The organism is Lentzea sp. NPDC092896, from assembly GCF_044754905.1.
Lineage (GTDB): Bacteria > Actinomycetota > Actinomycetes > Mycobacteriales > Pseudonocardiaceae > Lentzea.
In genome coordinates, this window is record NZ_JBIVPX010000005.1 from 461,863 (window position 1) to 485,691 (window position 23,829).

The 23,829-nt window shown below is 65.3% G+C and carries 22 protein-coding genes, 1 tRNA gene and 2 pseudogenes; 9 read left to right on the plus strand and 16 right to left on the minus strand.

What is annotated here, in order from left to right; all coding sequences use genetic code 11:
- Window positions 1-118: 118 nt before the first annotated feature.
- From ACIQF0_RS26555 to ACIQF0_RS26595, 9 genes are all read right to left on the minus strand, one after another.
- Window positions 119-2,035: a hypothetical protein gene (locus ACIQF0_RS26555; protein WP_401033459.1), complete on the minus strand. Its 1,917-nt coding sequence runs from the start codon at window positions 2,033-2,035 to the stop codon at window positions 119-121.
- The gene (locus tag ACIQF0_RS26560; protein ID WP_401033461.1) at window positions 2,032-2,841 is read right to left on the minus strand and encodes a hypothetical protein; all 810 of its coding nucleotides are present in this window, start codon (window positions 2,839-2,841) and stop codon (window positions 2,032-2,034) included. Before ACIQF0_RS26560 ends, ACIQF0_RS26555 begins: the two co-directional genes overlap by 4 nt.
- The gene (locus tag ACIQF0_RS26565) at window positions 2,838-3,092 is read right to left on the minus strand and encodes a hypothetical protein (RefSeq protein ID WP_401033463.1); all 255 of its coding nucleotides are present in this window, start codon (window positions 3,090-3,092) and stop codon (window positions 2,838-2,840) included. Before ACIQF0_RS26565 ends, ACIQF0_RS26560 begins: the two co-directional genes overlap by 4 nt.
- Before the next feature lie 240 nt (window positions 3,093-3,332).
- Window positions 3,333-4,019 (minus strand): hypothetical protein, encoded by a 687-nt coding sequence (locus tag ACIQF0_RS26570; protein ID WP_401033465.1) that lies wholly within the window; start codon window positions 4,017-4,019, stop codon window positions 3,333-3,335.
- A gap of 130 nt (window positions 4,020-4,149) precedes the next feature.
- Window positions 4,150-4,485 carry a hypothetical protein gene (locus tag ACIQF0_RS26575; RefSeq protein ID WP_401033467.1) on the minus strand — a complete coding sequence of 112 codons (336 nt, stop codon included), beginning with the start codon at window positions 4,483-4,485 and terminating at the stop codon, window positions 4,150-4,152.
- Window positions 4,475-4,837 (minus strand): hypothetical protein, encoded by a 363-nt coding sequence (locus ACIQF0_RS26580; RefSeq protein ID WP_401033469.1) that lies wholly within the window; start codon window positions 4,835-4,837, stop codon window positions 4,475-4,477. Before ACIQF0_RS26580 ends, ACIQF0_RS26575 begins: the two co-directional genes overlap by 11 nt.
- Before the next feature lie 10 nt (window positions 4,838-4,847).
- Complete coding sequence (locus tag ACIQF0_RS26585) at window positions 4,848-5,189, minus strand: hypothetical protein (RefSeq protein WP_401033471.1); 342 nt, start codon at window positions 5,187-5,189, stop codon at window positions 4,848-4,850.
- A 34-nt stretch (window positions 5,190-5,223) separates the two neighbouring features.
- Window positions 5,224-5,727, minus strand: a complete 504-nt coding sequence (locus ACIQF0_RS26590) for a hypothetical protein (RefSeq protein WP_401033473.1) — start codon at window positions 5,725-5,727, stop codon at window positions 5,224-5,226.
- Window positions 5,728-5,756: 29 nt separating this feature from the next.
- Window positions 5,757-7,466, minus strand: a complete 1,710-nt coding sequence (locus tag ACIQF0_RS26595; protein ID WP_401033907.1) for a VWA domain-containing protein — start codon at window positions 7,464-7,466, stop codon at window positions 5,757-5,759.
- A gap of 291 nt (window positions 7,467-7,757) precedes the next feature.
- On the opposite strand from ACIQF0_RS26595, the gene ACIQF0_RS26600 reads away from it, so the two are divergent.
- From ACIQF0_RS26600 to ACIQF0_RS26630, 7 genes and pseudogenes are all read left to right on the plus strand, one after another.
- The gene (locus ACIQF0_RS26600) at window positions 7,758-8,627 is read left to right on the plus strand and encodes a helix-turn-helix domain-containing protein (protein ID WP_401033475.1); all 870 of its coding nucleotides are present in this window, start codon (window positions 7,758-7,760) and stop codon (window positions 8,625-8,627) included.
- A 10-nt stretch (window positions 8,628-8,637) separates the two neighbouring features.
- A complete protein-coding gene (locus tag ACIQF0_RS26605) occupies window positions 8,638-9,489 on the plus strand; it encodes a helix-turn-helix domain-containing protein (protein ID WP_401033477.1) in 852 nt (283 codons plus the stop codon).
- Between the two features lie 433 nt (window positions 9,490-9,922).
- Window positions 9,923-11,179, plus strand: a complete 1,257-nt coding sequence (locus ACIQF0_RS26610) for a hypothetical protein (RefSeq protein WP_401033479.1) — start codon at window positions 9,923-9,925, stop codon at window positions 11,177-11,179.
- A gap of 341 nt (window positions 11,180-11,520) precedes the next feature.
- Window positions 11,521-11,874 carry a DinB family protein gene (locus ACIQF0_RS26615; RefSeq protein WP_401033481.1) on the plus strand — a complete coding sequence of 118 codons (354 nt, stop codon included), beginning with the start codon at window positions 11,521-11,523 and terminating at the stop codon, window positions 11,872-11,874.
- A 109-nt stretch (window positions 11,875-11,983) separates the two neighbouring features.
- On the plus strand, window positions 11,984-12,319 hold the full coding sequence (locus ACIQF0_RS26620) for a hypothetical protein (RefSeq protein ID WP_401033483.1): 336 nt from the start codon (window positions 11,984-11,986) through the stop codon (window positions 12,317-12,319).
- Complete coding sequence (locus ACIQF0_RS26625) at window positions 12,316-12,762, plus strand: MerR family transcriptional regulator (protein ID WP_401033485.1); 447 nt, start codon at window positions 12,316-12,318, stop codon at window positions 12,760-12,762. The genes ACIQF0_RS26620 and ACIQF0_RS26625 overlap by 4 nt, the downstream gene beginning before the upstream one ends.
- A gap of 222 nt (window positions 12,763-12,984) precedes the next feature.
- A pseudogene (locus ACIQF0_RS26630) lies at window positions 12,985-13,206 on the plus strand (YnfA family protein); the annotation flags it as partial.
- Between the two features lie 252 nt (window positions 13,207-13,458).
- Here ACIQF0_RS26630 and ACIQF0_RS26635 read toward each other — a convergent pair.
- The 5 genes and pseudogenes from ACIQF0_RS26635 to ACIQF0_RS26655 all read right to left on the minus strand — a co-directional run bounded on the left by ACIQF0_RS26635 (window position 13,459) and on the right by ACIQF0_RS26655 (window position 21,191).
- Window positions 13,459-13,893, minus strand: coding sequence for a YkvA family protein (locus tag ACIQF0_RS26635; RefSeq protein WP_401033487.1), 435 nt, complete (start codon window positions 13,891-13,893; stop codon window positions 13,459-13,461).
- Window positions 13,890-14,486, minus strand: coding sequence for a Chromate resistance protein ChrB (locus tag ACIQF0_RS26640; RefSeq protein WP_401033489.1), 597 nt, complete (start codon window positions 14,484-14,486; stop codon window positions 13,890-13,892). The genes ACIQF0_RS26635 and ACIQF0_RS26640 overlap by 4 nt, the downstream gene beginning before the upstream one ends.
- A gap of 91 nt (window positions 14,487-14,577) precedes the next feature.
- Window positions 14,578-16,568, minus strand: a pseudogene (gene ligD / locus ACIQF0_RS26645) (DNA ligase D).
- Between the two features lie 399 nt (window positions 16,569-16,967).
- A complete protein-coding gene (locus tag ACIQF0_RS26650; RefSeq protein WP_401033491.1) occupies window positions 16,968-17,153 on the minus strand; it encodes a hypothetical protein in 186 nt (61 codons plus the stop codon).
- Window positions 17,154-17,423: 270 nt separating this feature from the next.
- On the minus strand, window positions 17,424-21,191 hold the full coding sequence (locus tag ACIQF0_RS26655) for a hypothetical protein (protein WP_401033493.1): 3,768 nt from the start codon (window positions 21,189-21,191) through the stop codon (window positions 17,424-17,426).
- Between the two features lie 311 nt (window positions 21,192-21,502).
- Between ACIQF0_RS26655 and ACIQF0_RS26660 the strand changes: the two genes are divergently transcribed.
- Window positions 21,503-21,925, plus strand: a complete 423-nt coding sequence (locus ACIQF0_RS26660; RefSeq protein WP_401033909.1) for a helix-turn-helix domain-containing protein — start codon at window positions 21,503-21,505, stop codon at window positions 21,923-21,925.
- An 81-nt stretch (window positions 21,926-22,006) separates the two neighbouring features.
- A complete protein-coding gene (locus ACIQF0_RS26665) occupies window positions 22,007-23,146 on the plus strand; it encodes a tyrosine-type recombinase/integrase (RefSeq protein WP_401033494.1) in 1,140 nt (379 codons plus the stop codon).
- 117 nt (window positions 23,147-23,263) lie between these two features.
- Here ACIQF0_RS26665 and ACIQF0_RS26670 read toward each other — a convergent pair.
- A tRNA-Val gene (locus ACIQF0_RS26670) sits at window positions 23,264-23,335 on the minus strand.
- A 56-nt stretch (window positions 23,336-23,391) separates the two neighbouring features.
- Complete coding sequence (locus tag ACIQF0_RS26675) at window positions 23,392-23,814, minus strand: TIGR02611 family protein (protein WP_401033496.1); 423 nt, start codon at window positions 23,812-23,814, stop codon at window positions 23,392-23,394.
- Window positions 23,815-23,829: the final 15 nt, after the last annotated feature.

The window sequence follows — 23,829 nt, forward strand, 5'->3', positions numbered from 1 at the left end:
TCAGGCTTCTAGGCCTTCGCCCCTGGTGCTTGCTACAAAGTTCGTTGCGAGACGAGGCGCAGTTGTGGCGAGAGTGACTGGCCTCGACAGCAGCTCGGGGCTGGCAGGCAGCGTCGCGTTACGGCTCTCCGCGCGCGATGGAAGCAGCGTTTGCCATGTGAGCACGCATCGAGGATCGTCGAACCACCCGCGTAGCGCTCGAAGCCAGGGTGACAACTGCAAGGTAGATGCCGAGACCTACGTCCACGAGGGCGAACACGGGTCGCATTTCTGAAGAGCTGGCACTGAGCGAGGTTGCCAGGACCAGGACAGCAGTAATGATCACCACGGCCGCACCTCGCCAAATCTGCTTGAGATAGGCAATTCGGCGGGCGGATCGGCCGAACTGGGCAGCCGTCAGGTAAGCGACAGCTGGTCCGGTCACCAAGGAGGCCAGAGACAGCGTGACGTTGATGTCGGCGTAGCTCACGCCACCGTATCTTCCTTGGGCGCCGGTCGCGATCAGCAGTACCGCGCAAGCTAGAGACACCGCAACCATGACGCGAAAAGCCCTTGCAGGCCAAGTGAGGTAGACGCGCACCCGCGACGGACGCTCCAGAGCGACCATGTTCGACGGACGTGTCACCGAGTCGATCGACGCCGATGCGATCGCGTTGGTGTCCTCGCACTCAACATCGACGTTGTAGCCGTCGTCGTTGCCGAACCGGAATCCCTCGACAACTACCCTGCTCATCGATGCACCGCTGAAGGGCCAGAGGTCACGAGCTTCCTGTAGCCCGGCCGAGGAAAGTTGGGAGGTCCAACTCACCTCTGCTACGCCGAAGTGGGCATACGTGCGCCGGGTGCTGATGAAACGCCAGGGTTCGCGAACGGATCGCTCTACGCGGTACCAGTCGCTTGCGGGGATGCCAGGTGTTTCGGGTGCACGTCCAGCTAGATCGGCGAGCAGTCTGGTCATCTCTTGTACGTAGAGGCTCACAACTGCCCCTCCGCCCCAAGTCATGGTCTCTCCGTCCACCGTGACCTCGCGCCGCAACGCACTGCCGGCGGACCGAGGCAAGGTTCCAAGATGGACGTACGCGGTGTCGTCGACAGTCTTGGTGCCTGAGATGCTCACGGAAGCTGTCCGCTCAACCATCTGATCGGCAATTCTGATGCGGATACGATCTGTGACTTGAGCGTGCCCCCGATCGCTGATGACGAGCTCCAGCAGCTCGATGGTGCTTTGACTCAACTGCACGTCGCTCGTCAGGGTTCTGTCCCGACTGTTCCCGCCGCTTGTGAGCTGTGGTGTCTGCAACGAAGGGATGATGTTGATTACAGGTGCTGGCTTCATCTCCAGCTGAAGGGTGTCTCGAGCACGTACAGGCCGCGCCAAGTCGAAGCGCTGCGGTAGCAGTCCGTCCCTCATGAAGATAATGGATCGAACGCGCCGAGGTCGGCGGTCCAAGAACTCACCGAGATGGGCGAAGACGTCGAGCGGGCGAGTGGTGGATGTCGACTGCGGGTGATCGCGATCAGGTGCAACGAGTTGCCATCGTCGGGCCGGTTGCGCATAGGCCAGCAGAGCGGAGGCCGTCCCCGGCCCCAAATCTGCTGTGTGCAAAAGAGTTTCGACGGTCGGTGCGATCTCTTGCGCGGCGTAGGCGGCCATGCCGCTCACTGTTGCCTGTGTCAGCGGGTCGAGCCGGCGCCGTAGCATCCACCGGAGCAGCTCGTCGGGTTCTAAGACTTCCTCGCCGACCTCGGATGCGATCAGCAGGCGCGCGAGTTCGTGAGGTGCCCTGGATCGGGTCTCTTCCATGGCGTGCAAGATGATCTCGTCCAGCTCGGGACGGACGACGAACTCCGTAGAGACGGGGTCCTCGGCGAAGACGATATCGATGTACGGAGTCAACCGCTCGTCGGTGAAGTGCCCTTCGGAGTACTTGACGGCATTGCTGTACGAGAAGCGACGCAGCAGCACGAGCCGCGCCACTTCCGGGCCAAGTCGATCGAGGAGCTTGTCCGCGGGAAAGCTTGGCTTGTAAGTCATGCCGTCCTCGTTGATCCAGCTGGAGCACGCCAATCATCTTCAGAGAAGAGCAGCTTCATCAGCTCGGTGCGGATCGCGCCGGCGAGCCCTTTATCAGTGAGTGTGTGCAACAGTCTGGCGTTCTCTTCGCTCACGTGAAGTCCGAGCTGCTTGGCCCAATCCTCGATGGCAGCGACGTCCAGGCGAGGGACCTCGTAGATCCTCGGCGGGATGCCGGCAAGCGGACCCGGTGAGATGGTTGTCTTGTTGCCCACCAGCAAGATCCGCAAGGTTCCCATTCCGTCCATCCGCAGCGCTGTATCGGCGACGAAGTGGCGTAGGAACGGATCGGCCTTGTCGAAGTGGTCGACCACGATGTACACGTCTCGACGCACCGCGAGGATGTCGGAGATAAGCGTTGACACCATCGCGGTGGCGCCTTCATCCGGCCTCGCATCGACAGCGATGGAGCGACGCGGCCACCACCGCCAACCTCTGTTGATCCGCACGTCGGTGTTGTTGAAGGACGACCCGGCTATCACTGTCTTGGTGCTCGTTGACTGGAGTGTGATCCGGCTTGCACGCAGCTCGTCTTCGTTCGCGCCGACCAGAGCTCGTTGGACCAGGCGGTCCTCGCCGCGGACATCCAGTCCGTCGAGGCTGATCAGCAGTCCGGTTTCCCGGAGCAGACGCACCAGCTTCCAGTGGATTGTGGTTTTGCCAGCGAGCTCGCTGCCCGTCAACAGGACGTACGGCTCTGCGGACCAGTCGTGGTCCCGCAAGGCTTCAAGCAGGCGGACGAAGTTGTATACGTCGCTCGGTCTCATCGTACGTCGGTCGAGGAATCCGTGAAGTCGCTGTCGTCCAGTTCGACGTCGGCGCCGCGCACCTTGAACTTGGATCGCCTGCTCTTGGTGCTCCTTGCCGTGAACCGGCCCTTCTTGCGCTTCGGGCCTTCCACCGCGAGCTCTGCATTCTGCCCGTCAGACCTCAGGACCAAGCGTTGGAAGGCCTTGATCGCGAATCCGATCAACACCACACCGGCGATCACCAGAACGACTATGAGCCACGGATCCATGGCGAACCTCTTCCACCTGCACGCGACAACTGCCGGTGTGTCGACTGTCGGAGATCTCGCGTTACACGCTGATCCCTACAAGGCGTTGACCTTGGTTAATCCGCCACCGCCTCGGTCCCCGGCGCGGTATTCCAACCGAGTCGGAGATCGAGGCATCGATTGAGGTTCGCTGGTGGGTGGTCGCCATGTGAGGAGTCCAGATGGGTTGCTCAGGCGCCACTACGTCAGGGGTCCGCGGGTCTAGCTTTCCGGTTCTGCGGCGGCTTCGCGCTCCGCTCCGGAGAGTCGGAAACGCTTAGGCTTGGGGCAAGTCCGTACAACGACGCCGGACGCGGCCATCTTGTCCAACGCGTTGCTCACGGCACCGGAGGACCGGCCAAGGCTCTTGGCGATCGCACCAGGCCCGAAATCCTCGTTGGGGTGGGCGCGCAGGAAATCCTCGACCATCCCGTGCAACCCTCCAGGCGGAAGTCGCCGCGATACCGGCTCCGTCGCCGCCTCGTCGGGCTCCACGACGGGTTCCGGCGCACCTAGAGGTGCTGGGGTGTCGGTCTCGTCGGGCGCGGGCAGGTCGGAGGGCCCGGTGCCGGTCGTGTCTTCCTTGGCTGTGGCCTCGACTGGTGGAATGTCTACGGGAACCGTCCAGGTGTCGGCAGCGTGTGGTCCCGTGCCCGGAGCCCGGACGGCGCTGCCATCGGTGGCCCATTTGGCGAGGAACCGTGCTGCGGTGGACTTGCCAATTTCGGCTTTGCTGGCGAGTTCGGTCGTCGTGCTGCCGGGATTGTCACGCAGCACCGACCACAGCTTGTCCTCCGCCTTCGGCGCGACGTCCAGTGCGGCGTTGTTCGCGCTTGCGTCGTGGTTGACGGATGTCTTGTTGCGCTTGGCATTGGTGTTGCTGCTCGTGCGGACAGTCTTGCTAGGCATGGCAAATCCTCGATTCGATCTGTGGTGAGCGGGTCTATGTCTCTATGGACGCTTCGTCACCCGGAGGAAGTCAAGCTGTCACGCAACAAAGACAACTGTCTTGTTTGGACTGACGGATGGTGGGATGGGACTAGGCGGGCGGCATCCAGAGTTGTTGTTCGGCATCCCAGGTCGCCGTGGTGAAGAGGCGGGCGAGGTCGGGGAGCCCCGGACCGAACATCCAGCCGAGCCGTTCGCAGTCGAGGTGCCCTGGCGGCCAGCCAGTCCACACATCACGTCCGCAGTCGTGGTCGAGGCCGCACATCAGCCGCTGCAACCCGGTCACGAGACACTGCGCGACGTCGCACCCGCCGTCCTCGTCGTTGTAGTCGTGTTCGTCGCCGATCTCGACCGTGCAGTCCGGGCAGCGTTCCGTGAAGTAGAGGAGACGGAGGTATTGGTGCTGCGAGTGGTTGTCACTGCTCATCGTCGGCTGCCGTCCTCCTGGCGACGAGCCTTGTCGTATGGGCGCCACGCTCCCCGGTCATGAGGGACACGCGGCCGTTGGCGAAGCTGAACACCCAATCGGTGCCCTGGCTATCCGGCCACAACCACGGCCAGCCGTCGCGTGGGTGGTAGCCGTGGCCGTAGTCCTCGTCGGCCCACACGTCGAGCAGGTCGCTGACGGCGTCGACGTAGGTAAACGGGTCGGTCGCGTTCAGAAGCAGCCGTCCGCACGCGATGAGGCGGATGGCTTCCGGTGTGGCGTCGCCCTGCAGCGAGCCAAGCCAGACAGCGCGAGGTCCAACTCCGTCGTAGAAGTCCGCGGTCGTGGTCATCGCAGGGGCCTCACTGCCGCGGAGAGGTCGCGTTGTCGTCCGGCGGCCGTGCGGCCTCGCGCCGGCCTTCCTCGACGAGAGTCGTGAGTGCGTAGACGGCGTGGCCTTCGAAGTCGATGTCCAGCGGCACGCCGTCGGTGCACAGGTGGTGTCCGTCAGCGGTGACCACGCGCCAGGTGAACTGGCGGGCGCCGTCGGCGCAGTAGTAGCTGCCGACGAGCTTCCCGTCACGGGTGACGGTTCCGTACAGGACTTGCTGCGCGTCGGCTGGGTCGGCGACGACCGACGTCACCTGGCAGCCGTTGTCGGTGAATCGACGGACTACGTAGTCGACCACATCTCGTTGTGCCACAACAATCTCCTCCTTCGGCTATGTGTTGACTTCGTCAGTCGTGGTCTCGCGTGGTGAAGGTGCAGTCGTGCTGGTGTGCTGGATCGTGGCGTGCGTCGCCGATGGGCCAGACGTAGCCACCTGGGTCGAGGTAGTCGCCGAGATCGGCGAGGGTGGCGATGCGGGCGAGAGGAACCTCGGCGTGGCAACCGGGACAGCGGTCCAGCAGCAGCCACCCCTCGCCGGGAGTGGTGAGGTCGGGAATGAACGCCCACCTGTCCTGCGTGTCCGGGTCGGTGACGACGATCAGGTCTCCGGGTACCGGTCCGGCGTCGCGGGTGCGGTAGGTCCGAAACGGGTCATCGAGCACGGTTACCGCGTCCAGCGGCACCTCCAGGGCGGCCGCTGCGGTACGGGCGACGCGGGCGCGGCGGGTCCATCGGTTCCACTGTTCCGGGCTGTCGTGGCGGCGCTGGAAGCTGTGAGAGGAGCGCTGGGTGCGGGCGGCACGCACCGCGCGCTCGGCGAGTCCCGGTTGGGTTGCGACGGGCTGGTTCATGGTGAACGTCTCCAGGTTTGTGTGTGGATCTAGCGGGTGCGGCGCAGTGCGGCAGTGGCTGCTTGACCGATGGCGCGGGCGGTGGTGGCGGGGTCGGCCAGCACGTGGAACGTGGCTCCGGCGAGCGGGATGTTGGAGTCGTGGGCGGCGAGCCACAGGACCGCACAACCGCTGGCGCGCAGTCGATCAAGCTTCTTCTGCCCTTCGCGGAGTGGTTCCTGACGGAACTTTCCGTCCGAGATGATCACAACTAGCCGCGCGGCACCGGGACGGGACAATCCGAGAGCACCGTCCAGGGCGTCGAGTGCGGCAGGGATGTCCTCCCAGTTGTCGTTGGCGACGAACTCCGTGACCTGTGCCGGGGGCCTACCGGGGCGGGTCAGTGCGCGAACCTGGTGTCCGAAGATCACCGTGGCGGTTTCGGTCGGCACCGTGGTGTGCCGCGCGGCGCTGGCCAAGATCCATGCCGCAGAGGCAACGGGTTCGCTGGCCCAACGCATCGAACCGGACACGTCGCACGCGATGCCGACGCGCAACGGAGGAACCGCCACCGGTGTGCGGGAGATGCGGACGAACGGTTCGGCGGTCACGATCGCCCCTGCGGCCAGCTGCGCCTCCGCCGCACGCACGCCCCGCATGCGCACTCGCCCCGGCGGAACTTCGGACGTCGAACGCACGGCAACGCGTTCCCGGATGCCAGCGGTGTCCAACGCACGTGCCAGCACTCGCGCGGCGGTGCGTTCCTGCGCCGTGGCCGAGCGCGTGCCCGCCGTTTCGGTGATCCCCGTGCGGGGACCACCGACGTTGAACACCAGGTGCGCCGCTTCCTCTGCGGCTTTGCCTGCGGCGGCTTCGCGCCCGTTCGCGGCAGCGGCGATGGCAGCAGGGTCTTCAGGAGCCTTCTCACGCGACACCCGCTCCGCGACACCGTTGAGCACGGCGGCGATCGCACCCGCCAACGGCGACGGTGCGGGGGCCGTGCCGGACGGGTCGGCGGTCCCGGACGGGTCCGGTGCGCCACCGGGGTCCGGGTCGGCGGGGTCGGTACCGAGGACCTCGCACCACTGCCGCCCGAGGTCGAGCATAGTCTCGCCGTCGTCATCGGCGGTGCGCAATGCCTTGCGCCACAACGCCCGCAGCTTGTTCAACGTGTCCGCGCCGAGCACGTCTTCGATGACCCGCGCCACGGGGGCGACCTCGGCGCGGGTGAGCACGCCCGCGTCCGCACGTCCCAACAGCAGCGCAGCCGTGTGTGCGGCGTGCGCGGGAGTCATTTGCGGTGCGGTCGCGGGATCGGCGTACAGGTGCAGGTCGGCGGCGACGATGTCCTTCACGCACGCGCGGAGCCAGTGCCTGTCATCGGGACGGCGCCGAATCTGCGCACCTTCCATGCGGCACTCCTCCAGCAACATGGCGGCGGCGACCACACCCGGTGGCGCGTCGTCCGGGGGCTCCCACGCGGTGTGTTTCGCGTGTCCGCACTCGTGGGTCAGCGCACCCCAGGAAGGGGCGTAGCGGGGGCGGTCGGACAGGTTCGCGGGGTCCACGGTGGCGGGGTCCACACCGAGGTGACTGCCATCGACTTCGATCAGCGCACGGGCGGGGTAGAAACACGCTGGCGCACCACCGCCCGCACCGGGCGCGACCCGAACAATGAGGTCGTCCCGGTCAGCGATCACGGGGACCTCATCGGCGAACGCGGCAGATAGGGCCAGCCACTCGGGACGGACGGGAAAGATGGCGGTGGTGTTCGGGCTAGTCCGATGTGGTCATTTCGGCACCATAGTCAATCCTGGGGAACGACATTTCGTCGGGGAAGCTCACCACGCCAGTCGCTGAACTCAGGCCAGGGGCAATCACACGATCGTGTCGATCCCGCCACTTCGTTCGTTCTTGCAGCTCAAGCCAGGTGGATGTGAGTTTGCTGCTAGATCCGTGTGAGATTGGTGAGCTGGTGTGTGGCGGGACCGATCGGGTTGGCTAGGGCTCCGCCGGATCGGGCGGGTTGCCAGTCGCTGCAAGGAAACGAGATGCCGAAACGATTCTCCACGGCCAAGGGACGCGAGTTCGGCGCCAGCCTCCGTGAGGCCATCAAGAACACGGGCTACACCTCGCGTGAGCTCGCCGAAGTTCTTGATTGGGACGAGTCCAAGCTGTCGAACGTGGCGAACGGCAAAGGGGGAGTCGCTGAGGTCGATTTCGCGGTGCTGCTCGGCATCTGCAGGCTCGACGCAGTTGAACGAAGGCACCTGCAGCGTCTCTATCTGGCCACGGGTGAGAGGAACTGGCTGCAGCAGCACGGGGCCTGCCCACCCGCTTACCCCCGAACCCTGGCGGAGAGCCTCGCTATGGCCGACACGGCCATCACGTGGCATCCGCACGGTTTTCCTGCCCTGCTTCAAGTTTCGGGCCACGTGCGTGCGGAGATCGCTTCCTCGTCCACCATCCCTCGTCAGGAACTGGACGATCGGATCGCCGCCCGCTTGAAGCTGCAAGAGCAGTGGCTCCAACGGTACAACTTGACCTGCATGTTCTATCTGCACGAGCTTGCTCTTGCTCTTCCTGTCGGTGGGGACGACGTTCACGCCGAGCAGTTGCACCACCTGTTGCAGTTGGCGGTGCGGCCCAGGATCAGCATCCGAATCATCCCGACAGCCTTCGGTGCTCACGCGGGTATGAGAGGGCCATTCACCCGCTTGACGTTCAACGACCACGAGCCCCTGGTGTGCGTAGAGAACGAGAACTCCACGCTGTTCCTGGAGGACAAGGCCGCGGTTGAAGGCTACGGAAAGGTCGTCCAAGCACTCGGCAGGTCCAGTTTGGACTGCGAGGAGTCGAAGGCAATGATCGTCAAGCTCGGCGAACGACTGTCCGCCAGGTCCATGTCGGCCGATGGCTGAGTGACTGCACATGCCGAAGGATTTCCGGGCCACGACGCTCGAACGCGCCATCGGGCGGCAGCTGGCCGGGTGGCGCGACGAGCGCGAGCTGAGCCTCACGGAGGCCGGTCAGCGCGTGGGTTTCAGCAGTGCCAAGCTGTCCATGATGGAGAACGCGGTGCAGCCGTCGGCGCCGGTGGATGTCATGGCGCTCGGGTACGTCTACAAGGTGCCTACTCCGGAATGGCAGGCCGTGGTGTTGCGCGCGCAGTACGCGGAACGGGTCCGGGCGCGTTCCGGTGGCGACGGGCTGAACTTCGATCCGGCGGCGGACTTCGCGAATCTGGTGTTCGAGGCGACGTTGTTGCGCGTGTTCACGACGGATCTGGTTCCGGCGCCCTTTCAGCTTCCCGATTACACGTACGCGGCTATGCAGACCGACGATCCGGTGCGCACGGCACGGCTGGCGATGGTGCGGGAGGCGTGGGCGACGCGGCTGGGCGATCGGGATCCGCTGGCGGTGCGGGCGGTGTTCCCGGAGGCGGTGCTGCGGCAGGTGATCGGCGGGCCGCGGGTGATGAAGGCGCAGTTGCTGCACCTGATGGAGGTCAGCGAGCAGGAGACGGTGAGCGTGCGGGTGGTGCCGCGCGGCGTGGGGGCGTATCCGGCGATGGGGTCGCCGTTCACGTTGCTTGGGTTCGCGCATCGGCAGCACAACGACGTGGCGTACCTGGAGACGTTCCTGAAGGGGGAGTACGTGGAGGAGCCGGGGCTGACGGAGTTGTGCGGGCAGCGGTTCGCGCGGCTGGAGGAGATGGCGCTGGAGGCCGGAGAGTCGCTGGAGCTCATCGCCGAGGCCGCTGCCCGAGATCATCAACTCTAGGGTGGTGAAGGCACATCGGCTAGGACACCGCGTCAGTTCGGACGGTGTTGCCGCCTGAGGCCGACCGACCCGGTGGTTGGTTGAGTCGTGCTCGTATGTGAGCTGCCGCGCCCCTGGGTGAAGGTCGCCCCGCCGTCGTGCTGGCAGGACAGCGGCAACAGCCGAGCACTGTTATCCGCCGGACCCGAGGTGCGTTGAGAACGTCCACAACGGACAGCCGCGTGCCGCGGTTTCAGCGTCGCCCGCCAGATCTCCTGAACAGCCGGTGTTTCCGGGTGACCCCGCTCGGGCGGTGTTGCCTCCACGGACGCTGATTGTTCAGTCGAAAGGGCAGGTGTGACACTTGGCTGTGTCTCCGCTGCTTAACGAAATGCCGCTCGAACGAGCCAACCGAGTCCTTCAGCACCCCTTGCACCAGGAAGGAATCGGAACCTTGGAGCAGTTGATAGCTGCTCTGCGACAGTGCGGGAGTTCCGAGGACTACTACCATTTCCAGCAAGATCTGCTCGCCAAGGTACTCGCGGTCCAGACGCACAGGGCAGGATGTCGCAGGGTCGTGAAGTTGCTGGGGCAGGGCAAGAGGCTGCCGCTTGATGCTCCCGAGCTCAGGTCCGGAGAGGAAGCGACGGACCCTGAGACCTGGGAGCTTGAGGTTGACGTCTGCGAGCGGGTGGACCGTCAGCTGCGTTCCATCGCTGATGCACTTGCCTGGCGCGTCTTCAACTTCGACCGACGACTCATCATCGCATTGTCTCGAAATCAGCACCCAGGTCCGATGGTGGGCAAGCCGGGCCTGATTGCTGAACGTGCCTTTGTCACTGGCTCGTGGCGGAGCGACCGCCGGTTCGTGTTGCTCCATGACCTGACCACGTGCTTGAGCATCGGTGATGCCACCTCCTTCCGAGAGGTCGGGAACGAGTACGAGGCGTACCTGCACGAGATCAAGTCGGACCCGAACCGCAGGGAGTCCAAGCAGCTCCGCCGGCTGAAGGCCGCCGAGGAGGCGATCCGCTCAGGCGGCCCGCTGCCCGGTGACCTCGATGGACACATCGTGCCGCTGGACCTGCCGTACAAGACTCACGTCAAGGTGCTCGCTGATGCACTCGACCTGGCACACGACCGGGGTGTCCAAGGCATCAAGGTTCCCGGAGGTAGGGCGATCGTCGCCAGCGACCTCATCCGCGGCTACGAGCGGTGGTCAGAACAAGAGTTCATCGACCAGACCGCTGAGGAGCACCACCGGGCCCTCAGACGCGCTCAAATCCTGGGAGTCGGCCACCTCGTCTACGCGCGAAGCGACGATCTAGTGGCACGCTCGCCCACCATGCCTCCGTGGGCGATCTATCCGCTGTCGCCGACCTGGTGCGCAAGGCTGATTGCTGACTACGCGATGTACTTCGTGACGATGTCGAGCGAATCAGTGCAGGCAGCGCTCGGCAATGTCGGCCTCTCGACCGAGTGGATGCTCGACCGCGACCAGACGACTGTTCAGCCAACTCAGGTCGTGCTGCACGTAGACAACGGAGCCCGGCGCGTCGGGCTGCAGTGGGCTGAGGTGCAGCGGGGGCTCCTGCTTGAGATGGCTGATATGCCAACGTGGGCGGCGGGCGTGGCGCAGTTGCTGGAACGCGGTGACCCGGGATATCGCCCTTGGCCTTCGTTTGCCGAGGAATGGAAGGTCTGGAAGTAGCGACTTCCCGGCTCTTCCAGATCACGCGACGTCAGCATCGTCCATCGCAGCATGCGCTTCGACCGGAACGTCTGGGCTTGACATCAGGCTCGTCGAGGCCTCGCTGACCACGATGCACCGACCACGGAGGACGGACGATGCGCGCGAGGAACGGAGACGACAAGGGCTGCTGCGACGCCTGCTGAGGCGCACAATCGACAGCGCGGACACTGGGCCGATGCACGAGGAACTGGAGCGAGCGCGAACAACGTTCCACGAGTTGCTCGCGCAGGCCACGGCGCCCGAGCTGCGGCGCAGATCCGCCGGCACTCGCTGGGAACAACCGGCAGCTGCTCTTCCACATGCTGCTCGGATTCTTGATCATGCGGGCGCTGCTCGCCCTGGCGCGAGGCTTGAGCCGGCTGCCGCGCGGGGCGAGCCGTAGCTTCGCCCGGCTGCTCAACGCGGGAACCAGGCCGTTCGACGTGGCGAACTACCTGTGGTCATGGCTGGGCGGCACGTTCCTGCCCCGCCGAGGAATGGACGTGCTCTGCGACCACACGATCGCCGCGCTGCACTGGCGCCTTGACCGCGAGTGCGGCCTGGAGCGCGGCATGCACTATCCGACGCGCTGGGACCCGTTCCTCCAGGACTTCATGACGCTGGCCGACCTGTATCGCTTCCCGGTGCAGCATTTCGCCTTTCGCCGCTTCTAGCTCACCGTCGGCACTTAGTGCAACGCGGGCACGAACCGCCCGCTGCGCGACGTCGCTCCGACAAGCCGCACTTGCATCCGGCACCCAGGTACAGGCTTACCGTCGAGTCATGACAGCAGAGACGGATCCGTGGGCGTCGGCCGCTTGCACGTTGCCCATCGCGGAACGGCCGCTACGCGTGGCCGAGTTCGACGACCTCTTCAGCACCTCCGTCGGGGCCGTGCACCGTCATCACGCGACCGCGTTGCGGCTCGACCTGGAACCGTCAGCGGACGTGGCAGCACAAGCGGCCAACCTGACGGTGCGTGAGACGGGTTGCTGCTCGTTCTTCACCTTCAGCCTGGTTGCCACCGGTGGCGAACTTCGCCTGGACATCTGTGTCCCGGAAGAACACACCGAAGTACTCGAAGCGCTCGCGTCCCGCGCATCCCGGTTGGCGTCGTGACCGGCCTCCGCACCGGCGAGGTCGCCGAAAGCGCCGGGGTGAACCGGGAAACGCTGCGCTACTACGAGCGTGTCGGCCTGCTGGCAAGTCCTGACCGGACGCTGGGCGGGCACCGCCTGTACCCGCCGGAGACGGTCACGATCATCCGGGTGATCAAGGCCGCACAACACCTCGGCTTCACTCTCGATGAAGTCGCCGACCTGCTCGACCTCGGTAAACACCGGCACGACAGCAGCCCATCTGGTCTGCAGGCCCGCGCGACCACCAAACTGGCGGAGATCGAGGCGAAGATCGCCGACCTCGGGATCATCCGCGACGCTCTGCGCGCCGCGCTCGCCGCGGGCTGCGATGACCTCGTTGCCTGCTCGCACATCCCGTCCTGCCCGCTGCCGTTCGCCGACCTCGTCGAAGGGAACAACGCCGATGTCGGCTCCTGCTGCTGACCGGACCCGCAGGTTCGCCTGGCTCGCCGGCCTCGCTTGCCTGGCCTGCTGTCTCGTACCGGTGCTCGGCGTGGCCGGCCTGGCGGGTGCGCTTGCGGCGATCAGCTTGGAGCACGTTCTCCTCGGTCTCGTGGTTGCCGCTGTGCTGACGTGGGTGATGGTGCGCCGTCGTCGTCCTCGATGTGCCGGGGGCGGGTGCGCCTGCGGCTCGATACCGTCTGGATCGTGACGATCGTTCGTTCCGTCGTGTTGTTCGTACTGGCTGCGTTGGCGGAGACCGGTGGCGCCTGGCTTGTGTGGCAAGGAGTGCGCGAACACCGCGGTCTGTTGTGGATCGCCGGAGGTGTGCTGGCCCTCGGTGCCTATGGGTTCGTTGCGACGTTCCAGCCGGACGCGAACTTCGGTCGGATTCTCGCCGCTTACGCGTCGGCCAGGGTGGCGGGGGTGAGCGCGAGGCCGTAGAGCATCACGCGGCTGGTGAGCAGGTCGCCGACACCGTAGGTGGCGATCTTGGTGAGGTGCATGGTGAGCGCGCTGGCGGTCTCGGTGCCGATGTAGGCGGCGCGGGTCAGGCCCGCGGCGAGGAAGAACGGCGCGGTCAGCGGCCCGACCGAGCCCAGCAGCGCCGACCCGAGACCGGACGCGGCGCCTACCGCGGCGAAGACCGGCTCGGCAGCACTTCCACAGGCGCACCCATCACGGGCCGGAGGGCGGCGGGGTGCGGTTCAAACCGGTGATCCGAGCCAGGGCGGCAAAGCCGTCGTCGGTGCCCGGCCAGTGCTTGCGGACCGCGTCGATCCCCGCGCGGCGCACCACCGAGCGCAGCACCGCGGTGACGATGATCGCGTCGTCTGCGTACCCGAGCACAGGGATGAAGTCCGGCACGAGATCGAGGGGAAACGCCAGGTACACCAGCAGCAAGCCCAGCCGCACCCTTACCCCGCGGGGCAGTGCGCGGTCCGCGGCCAGCCTGCGCACCAGACGCAACACGTCCGGCAACAACCGCATCGCCTCACGCAACAGGCCCCCGCGCGGCCGGACGATCGCCAGCACGATGATCAATGCCAACCACGTCACCAGCAACGCCGCGACGAGGCCGATCAGCGCGTCCAGCCACCAGTAGCCGGTCACGACTCCACCGCCCGCAGCCGGCCAACGGCCTTGGTGGCGGCCGGTTCGGCGCCCTCGGCGCGCATGGCCGCGTCCTCGAACGCGGCCAGTTCGGCCGCGGCCTGCTCGACCGCGGCGCGGGCTTCGGACCCGCCAGGGGCGGCGAAGTAGTCCCGACCGGCGATCTTGCCCAGCCAGGACCGGAATCGCTCCAGGTCTGCCTCGGACTCCTCCACCTCTGCGTAGGTCAGCCGTCCCTGCTCGCGTTCGGCGGCCAGCTCCTCCCGCAGCTCGGGCAGCCTCTCCAGCACCTCGGCGTACTCGGCGTCGCGAGCGGCATTGAGCTCGGCGATCACCGACCGCTCCTCGTCGGGGTCGGTGAAGGTCATGGTCAGCACGCGGGCCTGCCCGCCCTGGTGACGCACCTTGTCGGCCAGCCGCCGCACCTGCCGGGTCACCTCGGGCTCGGCGGGCAGCAGACATACCGACTGCTGCAGGTACAGCGCCCCCAGTGAACGCAGTTTGCGCCACACCTGCACTCGCAGCGTCCCCGCTGCTCCGGCGGTCGACACACTGACCACCAACCAGTCCCACTGTTCGGCATCACTCGTCACACCGCCATGTTACGTCCGTAACAGCAGCATGGCGGATCAGGATCTCGGAGCTTCGTCACCAGCGCTTTTGCTGAGTCTGTCCTTCGCGACCTCAGCCAGGAAGCGGCGCCCTGTCCTGTGCGACTGGAGCGAAGAGGTCGCCGACTTCCGACACTCGCTCCAGCACCTCATCAGCTGTGAACATCAACTGCTCTGACCTGCGACAGCTGCGGACCTCGTCCCAGGTGACCGGCGTCGCCACGGTGGGCTCGTCGCGACCTCGCAGCGAGTAGGGCGCGATGGTGGTCTTGGCGGGGTTGTTCTGGCTCCAGTCGATGAAGACCTTGCCCTCGCGACGTGCTTTGGCCATCGTGGCGGTGACCTGGAGGGGCGTTTCCCGCTCGAAGGCGACCGCGACGGCCTTCGCGTAGGCCGAGGGCGTTGGCGTGCTCGTTGCCTCGATGCCCGCGTAGATCTGCAGTCCCTTGGAACCCGAGGTTGTCGCTACGGGAACGAGCTTGTCGCTGACGAGAACGTCATACAACCGCTCAGCAACCCTGCAGCAGTCGACGATCGTGGTTCCAGGGCCGGGATCGAGGTCGAACACCAAACGGCTCGGCGGGTTCCGCACGCCGTCGGAAACAGTCCACTGAGGAACGTGCAGTTCGAGTGCCGCGAGGTTGGCCGCCCACACCAGCGCGGCGAGTTCGTGGAGCATTGGATACCGGACGATCTCGTCGGCGTCGGCGCTCCGCCGTGAACCGCCGCCGCGCAACGGGACTGTCGGCAACCAGTCCGGTGCACTCGCGTCGGTGTTCTTCTGGAAGAACTTTGTCCGTGAACCCCGTTGGGGAACCGCACGAACGTGACGGGTCTGCCTTGCAGGTGCGGCAGCAGAACGGGCGCGATCCGGCTGTAGTAGGCGATGAACTCGCTCTTGTTCGTGCCATCGGGATACAGGGCTTTGTCCAAGTTGGACAGCGTCAGCGTGCGACCGCCCGCGTTGACTGCCACGCGGCTCGCGATCTCGGGCGGCTCGGAGGCAGTCTGCGGACCGGGTCTGCCGGGCTGCGGTGCGATCACCTCAGCGGGATCGCGGTCAGCGCGCAGACCCCGCCACGCGGTGTGCCGCAGCCGCCCGTCGGCGCCGCGGGTGAACTGCCGAAACCGGACCTCGCCGACCAGAACCGGATCCACCCACCGGGCCCGCACGACGTCTTCGCGTGGAGGCGGGGTCGCGAAGGGATGGCTGGGACGTTCCAAGGGTTGTAGCCGGTCGCGCAGCTGATCGCGGTCTTGCCGGGTGAAGCCGGTGCCGACGTCCCCGATGTACACGAGGCCGCCGCTGTCCGGGTCATGAGCACCGAGTAGGAGGCCGCCGACGGTACCGGTGAAGCCGCTCTGGCCAGACCGCCAGCCGCACACGATGACTTCGCGGGTTTGCACGAGCGGGTGCTTGCACCAGAAGTCGGGCCTTTTGCCTGGGAGATAAGGAGAGTCGAGGCGCTTGGCGACGAGCCCTTCATGGCCTTCCGAGGCCACCCGCTCGAGGAGTCGTTGCGGGGTAAGGCGATCAGCGGCCAGCTCCTGGGCGGTGAAGGAGGGCACCACGGTGATCCGGAACGGGTCGGGCATCGGGAGCTCGGTGAGCCGGCGCCGCCTCTGTTCGTACGGCTCGTTCAACAGAAGCTGGTCATCGAGCAGCAGGAGATCGAACACCAGGAAGCGGACCGGGACGTCATCGAACGGCTCGTCCCGCCGGGCTGTGCGGTGCTTCTGGAAGCGGCCACGCCGTTGCTGCAGCAGACCGAAGTCGATCTGCCCGGCCTCGTTGTAGACCACGACCTCACCATCGAGCACCGCGGCGCGCCCTCGCAGTGCCGCGGTGAGCACACCGGTCAACTCGGCGAACTCGGCGGTGAGGTCGAGTCCATTGCGGCTGGTAAGCGCCGTCATACCGTCTGAGGCGATGCGCATCGCCACGCGGTAGCCGTCCAGCTTGTACTCGTACGCCCACTGCGGCCCCTCGCGTAGGCGGCCACCGTCGGGCTTGGCGAGCATCGGGTCGATCCAGGCGGGAACGGAGTCGTGTGCCATACGCATGGCGACCTCCACTCCCAGGACGTTGTTCAGTCACAGGGAATCTGAAGGTAACCCGATCGGCCTAACTTCGCGCGGCAGCACCGATCGGGATCGCCGGTCCTTCTAGAGCTTCCGAAGCACGTGAAACGGCACTAACTGGTCGGCCACATACAGCTTGTCGAGGCGACCGTCGGTGTACCCGATCTCGTAGTTGACGACGCCGAGCCAGTCGCCTCGACGCTGGGAAAGCGTCCGTGAAGCTGCCCTCGCACTGAGCCGGTCAGGTCGGGGCCGGTGGGGATGACGTGCCTCTCGGAGCCAGGCCTGCGGGCGAACAGGCGGTCCAGGCTGACCGTGACGCCGGTGAGCACAGCTCTCCGGCCGTGGATGTCATCGCCCTCCCAGACTGTGAACGGACTGCTAAGCACGTCGGCCATCGTCCGAAGCTAGTGCCGCCTGCGACCGGCGCAGGACGAGCACGAAGTAGAACTCCTCGGACAGCTCGGCTCGCTCGGGAGCGGGTGCTGTGGCCGTGAGCCGCCAGGAGTGATCAGCGCTGTCGGTGGCGCAAGCCAGGCAGCTGATGCTGGCCTCACCGTCCTGCACGACTGCACGGAACTCGGAGTGGCCGAGAGTGTGCCGGCCGAGCTTGCATCTTGCCGGCAAGAGGGCGACCGGGCGGCCGGTTGAGTCGTACCTGTACGTGAGATTGTCGTCCATTTGGGACGGTTCGAGAAGCTGCCGATCCATGGCGCGAGAACCTATCATTGTATTCGCACGTATGTTCGATCAGACGCGCGGCGTCGGATGCAGTGGTCAACTAGCGGCCGTCTGCCGACAGCTCCGAACGTCAGGTCGGCGCGTACATGACGAAGATCAGTCGGGGAGGCCACGCCGAAGCTGCTCTGCTCTCTCGTCCACCTGGCGGGCGTAGTGCTCGTACGACTCTGCAAGGCCTCGGAGGACGCCGCGCGTTCGTGGCCAGTCGAAAGACTCAGAAGCTAGATCTCGGTACCGCTGCGCCAGATCTCGCTCCTGCGTCCCGCCTTCCGTGGCTCCCCTGGAGGTGAAGCCGCGTTTGTTGAAGATGCCCATTTCGAGGCCGCTATCGATCGCGTCGCTCTGAAGCTCCTCAAGCAGGTCGCGAACCACGCGCGGAGGGAACAGTCCGTCCTGGTCAGGCGGCGCGTAGGCCAATATCTGACCGATGTGGCTGTCCCCTGACTCCAATCGGGCCGCCTCGCTCAACCGGTCACGGACTCCGTTCACCCAGGTTCGAAGCAGCTCGCTTTCGACGGTCCCTGTAGACCCGATGCCTGGGCAACGGCGCCACGCGTAGAGCACCTGGTATGCGCGAGATGCGATAAGCCGCCGTTCCTCGGGCACGGCCTGTGAACCGTCCGGCTCCTCGTCCTCCCTCCTGTAGACGCGGCAGATGAGTTCTGCGAAGAACGAAGGCTCCTCGCTCAGCGTTGCGTGCAGGGTGGGGGCACCGCCCCCGGAGTCGAGCAGGGGGAAGAGCTGCCACTCGAGGTTCGCCAGTTGCTGGATCCCGATGGACTCTCGATGCCTGGCCAAGAACGCGAAGATCCGCTGAAAGTCGTAGCTCGACAGCTGTTGGAACTCGGGCGGGAGCGCGGATTGCTCGAGCAGGCTGACCAGGACTCGCACGGTGAGTTCGGCGATCTCCGCGGCGTCGATTTCTTCAGCGTGGTGAGACACCAGCTGTAGCGCAGCGACAAGCCGACGGGCGGTCAGTAAGCCGAGGAGCGCGGTGATGATGTGTTCGGGCGAGTTGCCAACCTCGTAGTGGTTGAAGTTCGCCCAGTAGTGCTCAGCAACTGCCGGCAGGTTTTCCAGTGCCTTCCATGCTGAGGGAGGGTCAGATGCGGCATTGAGGATGATCGCCTGTACTGAAGGTTCCTCGGTCCGAGCAAGGAGTTCGTCGCGCAGGGGGACGCCACCGGCGAACAACCGAGCTTGCAGATACGCAACTGCGACCTGACGATTTGGAGAGTCTGGTTCCGTGAGTCGGATGAGCATCTCGGAGTCGAAGCCATTCGCCTGGTCGGCGAGAGCTCTGCCGATCAAGTACGGGTAGTCGGTCGTAGCGGTAAGAGCGTCAACGGCTGGCAGTCCGCCAGCTTCGAGGATCTCGCCCATAGCAGCGGCGCGCCGCCTCCGCGTTTCCTCTGCGAACGCGACCAAGTCGCTCGGCCGTTTCCGGTCATGCATCATGACGTGGCCGCTCTTGAACAGCCACGCGAAGCGCAGAACAGGTGTCTGCGGCTCGAGTCTGGTTAGGACTTGGTCGAGCGTCTGCAGCTCCGCCTCTGGTAGGGCCCAGTCGGAGTCGGCGAACCCGCGGTATTGAGCGATCTTGAGTCGCAAGGCGTCCGCCAGTCGAGCCCGAACCTCGTCATCTGCGGTATCGCCGACGACGGCCAGCTTGGTCGCGACGGCGCTCCTGTGTGCAGATGAGATCCGGTCAAGCTTCTCGACGAGCAGCAAAAGTCGCGCGGGGTCGTCACCACCGTCCTCCAGAAGCAGATCGACAACTCCCGCGACGTTCTCGCGAAATTGTTGATCGGTGATCTGCTGCTCGCGCTTCCAGTCTCGGTACCTGGGTGTGTTGTGTGGCGACTGGAAGCCGTGCGAGTTCGGAATCAGCGAGACGAGGAGTGCCCGGGTCTGCTGAGGTGTGGTTCGTAGTAGTCGTTTCAGGGCCTTGAGCCGGTGAGCTGGGTCGGCGCTGGTCTCGGGGTGCCAGCAGCTGAAGATCTCCTCGAGACTGCGGGCAGGCCGGTTCGACCAGGAGCCGCCCGGATCGATTCCTGCGAGCTTGGCCAGAATGTCGACAGCGTCATCGAAGTGATCGGACGACCAGGCAAGTACATCCAGCGCACGGATGAACCCTAGGTGAGGGGACTGGGAGGGGAAGCCGATCCTCGTAGGTGGCTGGTCGGCGAACATCGCGCTGTGGAGAGGCTCCTCTCCTCGTAGTCCAAAGCGCACCGCCTGGACGAATTCCACAGGCGCAGCCTCTGCGAGATTCGGCAGCAGGTCGCTGAGCGATCCCCACAGCCCGTACGTGCCGTCCTCGTTGGCCAGGGCAAGCAACTTGCTGACCACTCGACGTGCGATGTCGGATCCGGTCGCACCGCCAGCGAGGGTGACAAGCCCCTCGCTCGCACCGAGCATCGCGAGCGTTCGAGCAACGCCACGGCGAAGCGCTGCTGAGTACCGGCCCAAGAGGTCGTTCGCGTGCACGAAGCCGAACTGATCGCGTTGTGGCTGGACTTCGCTGAGGACCTGCAGCGCGATGTTCTCGAACTGGTCGAGGTCCATGGAGGTGAGATGGGGAGCGATCAGGTCCCAGGAGTCGTCAGGCGCGACTACGTGCCACTGCTCGTGCAGGGCGCCGAGGAACGGATCGTCGGTGCCGCCGGCAGTCGGCCGGTTCGCATCCTGGAGCTCGGCATAGGTCAAGCCGGTGAATTCCTCGACCGCACTGCGGTCGGCCGGGTGTTGGCCGTCCCAACTGCCGAGCAACAGCTGACGACGCAGGATCAACGAGGGCGATCGCGCCCAACCCGGCACCAAGGCGTCGGGATATCTGGCCAGAGTGCGCCGCAACGCGGGGACGCTACGGCGTGCGAGCGTCCCGAGCGCATAAGCACGGCCGTGGTCGAAACCGTTGTCGAGCAACAGTTGAGCGACCATCTCACCGTCGATGCGGGGAACCTCGACCTTGGCCTTCACGCCCATCGCGGCTGGCACAATCAGTCGATGCTTGTGTGCAAGGGGGATGTTCGACACAAGCTCTGAGTCGCCGATGACGAGCACGAGAGGTTCGGGTCGGTCGAGTAGCTGGAGTAGGGCGTCTCGTGAAAAGACGAACAGAGTCCTGGCGGCGACCTGATCTGACGTTGGCGCGATCCGCAGCGCGGCGGCGACGAACGCTCGAAGCTCATCGCCTCGAACGCCGCCCCCGACAGTGATGATCGTCTGCTCGGACTCCATAGCACTCAGAAGCTCCGTCGCAGCGGCTTCTCGTCCTGCCAGAACGACTGGCGCATCGAGCGGCACCGTCGTCGACGGCAACCAGACGCTGTCCCACCAGAGCTGCGCGTCCTGGACACCTGGGACGGACTTGCCGAGGCGTTCTGCAAGCCAAGCGGCCGTTGTGGGCGCCGCCTCCAGCCAGGTGTGAAGATCATCAACGTTGTAAGCCAGGACATCCCGCCAGCGTCCCTCGGCACGGCGGTCTTTCGCCCAACGTGAAGCCTTCGTCCATGGCCTTAGTCCGACCTGAACGTAGGTGATGTCGCTGGGATCTTCTCCGTCCGGCCCGGCGAGGCGCTTGCTGTAGTCGCTGTCTGCCTTCGTCTGGGCAGCTCGTTCAACCGACAGCTCCCACACAGACATCCCCGCGGGTACGAAGGTGGTCTGGTTGCCGGCGACGACGACCCCGTCGAACCCACCCGCAGAAGTACCCGAACCGCCAGGCAGGTGGAGCCTGGTGATCTCGCGTCCGGTTTCCGCGATGAGACGACGCACGAGTACAGGCAGATCGGTGTCGAAGCCTGGTGCGTTCGCAGCGACCAGGAGGTCTTCCCGACTGATGGGCGGCCACGGTGCCATCAGAAGACGGTAACAACCGCCACCGACAAAACCCGGCAGCGCAGAGTGCACTGAACATCGTGCCCGGCTCTTCAGCCTCTGGTGTTCCGTAGAGCCGAGCGCTCGCGAGCGGCTGCACGCGGGCAGCGCAGCAAAGAGCCTTCGAAGTTGTCCCCAAGAGCTCTGCAAATCGGAGTTCAGGGGTGTCATCCGCGCCTTCGCGTCAGCGGGGCGCGCCCGGCTTGAAGGGGACACCCATGATTCGACACCGCCAACGCCGCCAGACTGGCTGTCAACCACCATCGGAGCCGCTTCGCGCCGGCTATTTGTCTATGCGTGATTCAACCGCGGGCGTTCGAGACCAGCCTTCAGAACCGCCGTCGCCAGTTGGTCACCCGGCCGGCGACGGCGATGGTGCAGGAACCGGATCTCATTCGCCAGCGGGCCAGGCAGCGGGCGATGCAGCGCAGATTTTGTACACCCCGACGCAAGCGGCCGATCTGTTGCAGGTGCGGGAGTCCTGGCTACGGCGGCGGGCTGCCCGAAGGTCCGTGCCCTGCACGTTTCTGGGTAAGCATCTGCGCTTCTCACGGCAAGACCTTGAAGGTGTCGCTGCGGCCGCTGCGCAGCCTGCGAGCGTCGTGGTCTGCTCTTGCCGCAACTCGTCTACCCGCAGCCGAGCGGCTGGACGGCAACCTGCTCGTCGTCGTTCGACAGGCAAGCCAAGGCGTCCGCAGGCTGATGAACACATTTAGGTTGTTCTTTTCCTTGAACCGAGCGTTCATCTGATCGTGCCGATTCGGCGCATTCGGTCAAGCCCCCGGAAGGGAAGAAGAATGGCCTGGGTTGAAAAGCATGGATGCGATTGGCGTGTCCGCTACCGGCTCGACGACGGAACGGTCTTCTCGGAAAAAGGTTTCGAAACAGAAGTTGCGGCGAACGACCGTGCTGCGGATGTGGAGTCCGACCAGCGGCGGCAGCAGTTCGCTGACCCTCGATTGGCGAAGACGACGATCGACGAGTGGATCCGAGAGTGGTCGGACGCTCACGGGGTCACCGCGATGACGTGGTCGACCTACAGCTCGCACATCCGCAACCACATCCTGCCCCGCTGGTCCGGCACAGCGATCGGCGACATCGCGCGGATCAAGGTGAAGGGCTGGGTGAACAACACACTCCGCGAGAGCCTCGCGGACAAGAGCGCGAAGGACATCCTCGTGCTCTTCTCTCAGATCCTCGCTGAAGCCGTCGACGAGCAGCTGATCGGCTCGAACCCCTGCCGGAAGTTGCGGATCAACTTCGAGGACGCGCCCGAACGCCCACATGCCAGCACCGACGAGGTGGATGCGTTGGCGGGCAGGATGCGGCCCGACGACGGGCTGCTGACGATCACTGCGGCCTACACCGGTATGCGGTGGGGCGAGCTGGCCGGACTGCAGTGGATCAGGACCTACCTCGACGAGAACCCGAGGCTCGTGGTCGACCCGAAGTTCGGTGCGCTACACGAAGTTCGTGGGCAGAAGCTGGTGCTCGGTCCGCCTAAGACTCCAGCCAGCGCCCGCGATGTGCACCTGCCGCCGTTCCTCGTCGAGGAGTTGCTCGCGCACCGCAAGCGCAACCCTGACTCGAGGTTCGTGTTCCCTGGGATCAGGGGTGCGTTGCGTCGGCGGTCGAACTTCCGGCAGCGCGTCTGGTTGCCCGCTCTGGCCGGCAACGAGGCGCTCGGGTGGGCTCCGCTCAACGAGGAGATGCACTTCCACGATCTGCGCCACACGCACGAGACGTGGCTTGTGGAAGACGGTGTGCCGCGTGTGCTGCGGCTCGAACGGCTGGGGCACAAGCGCAAGGACGTCGACGATGACTATTCGCATGTGACCGATGTCATGATCAGCAGGATGCTGGCGCATCTGCAGCGCCGTTGGGAAGAGGACGGCGGGTGGTCCTGGATCATGGAAGGACTGGACGAGGCGGTGTGAACGTTTAGGTATCGCAAATGTGTTCAGGAGGCCGTGCTCCCAAATTGCTCCCACGCAACGCAAACGGCCCGCCGATGGAATCCATCGACAGGCCGTCTGACTAGGTAAAACACGCTGTGGGCGATACTGGGATCGAACCAGTGACCTCTTCGGTGTGAACGAAGCGCTCTCCCGCTGAGCTAAACGCCCGTGTTCTGTTGTGGTGCTGTCCCGCTCTCGCGGTGTGGCCATAGCCTACAACATCATCAACGAGAACCAAAAATCGGGCTCTGCAACCAGGTCCACTCCACGCCGAACCAGCCTCCCACCAGTGCGAACACGTTGAGGAAGTAGCAGGTGACGAGGACGATGGCGCAGACGCCCGCCATCACCAGGCCGCGGACCCAGCCCGGCTGGCGCTTGAGCCAGGCGACCCAGCGGTCGTAGTAGCGCTTCGCGAACTTCAGGACTCGGCCTGCCCACTCGAACTCCGTGGCGAGGATGGCCAGGCCCGCGAAGACCACGAGCCAGCCTGGTCCCGGGTACGGGATCATGATGATGCCCGCGATCAGCACCAGGCCGCCGATCACGCCCACGCCGATTCGGTAGGCCAGGTTGAGCGCCGGGTTTCGGTGGAACCAGTGGCGCCAGCCCTTGTGCTCGTCGGGCTTCACTTCGGGCTTCGTCATGTGTCGATCATCCTG